At 45.9% G+C, this 981-nt stretch carries 1 protein-coding gene; it reads left to right on the top strand.

The window, feature by feature from the left end; all coding sequences use genetic code 11:
* Positions 1-117 precede the first annotated feature (117 nt).
* Positions 118-930, top strand: coding sequence for a helix-turn-helix transcriptional regulator (locus BCT81_RS26775; RefSeq protein WP_102426429.1), 813 nt, complete (start codon positions 118-120; stop codon positions 928-930).
* The last annotated feature ends 51 nt before the right edge of the window (positions 931-981 follow it).

Here is a 981-nt window from a genome sequence, read left to right on the forward strand (position 1 = left end):
TTGTTTGGATATCTCTACTTGAAAGCGCATGCGCGTGTCCTCTCGGCTTCATTCTATCTGCCGAGCATGATAGCCTAGGGTCGCCGCGTCAGAATAGGGACATAAGGACACTTAACCATGCTAACCCGCCAAATCAATTCTCGTACTGGAGCTGTCACCTCCAACAAGATGATGGCCGCCAATCCAAATTCGCCCGCGCTCGTTAAGACTATCGACATGCCGAAAGGTTACATCGATGCGATGCACCAACACACATGGCATCAAGTGATCTTTCCACTCAAAGGTTTACTACAAACTCAAACAGAACACTATCAACACCTGGTGCCGCACACATCGGCTTTGTTTGTCCCTGCCGGTATTTCACATGAATCTATCGCATTGAGCCATACCACGTTTGTTGGTATTTACCTTAACCCAGCCTTTGGAACGAAGTATGAGCCAGAGGTTCGAACCATTGCACTTACTCCCTTTCTAAACGAGCTATTACAAGAAATTCGCAGACAGTGTGAAGGATTGGTGAGCGATGAAGAAGTGTCTCGCTTACTGTCCGTATTGCACGACCAAATAATGAAAGACAACGTACAGACATTTCAGCTGTTGTTGCCTCAAGACAGGCGCTTGAAGTTGATATTTGAGGCCCTCACTGATGAGCCAAATTTAGATTTGTCGCTCAAGGCGTGGGGAGAAAAAGTAGGTGCATCCGAGCGAACCTTGTCGCGATTATTCGCGAAAGAATTCAACACCTCGTTTCAGCTGTGGCGCCAACAAATACGACTGATTTACTCACTGTCTCTGCTAGACGAAGATGACTCAATACAAAGTATTGCTGATCAAGTGGGTTACCAAAACGACTCCTCTTACATTAAAGCCTTCAAAGCGACTTTCGATGTCACGCCACAGCAGTTTCGTTTAAACAGCAAAAGAAGATAGCCAGTGTTTCATGAGAGTGTTTGAGGAACTAAAAAAGAAAAAGAGGAGCCG

Origin of the sequence: Vibrio sp. 10N.261.52.A1 (genome assembly GCF_002876325.1) — a bacterium.
Taxonomy (GTDB): Bacteria; Pseudomonadota; Gammaproteobacteria; order Enterobacterales; family Vibrionaceae; genus Vibrio; species Vibrio chagasii.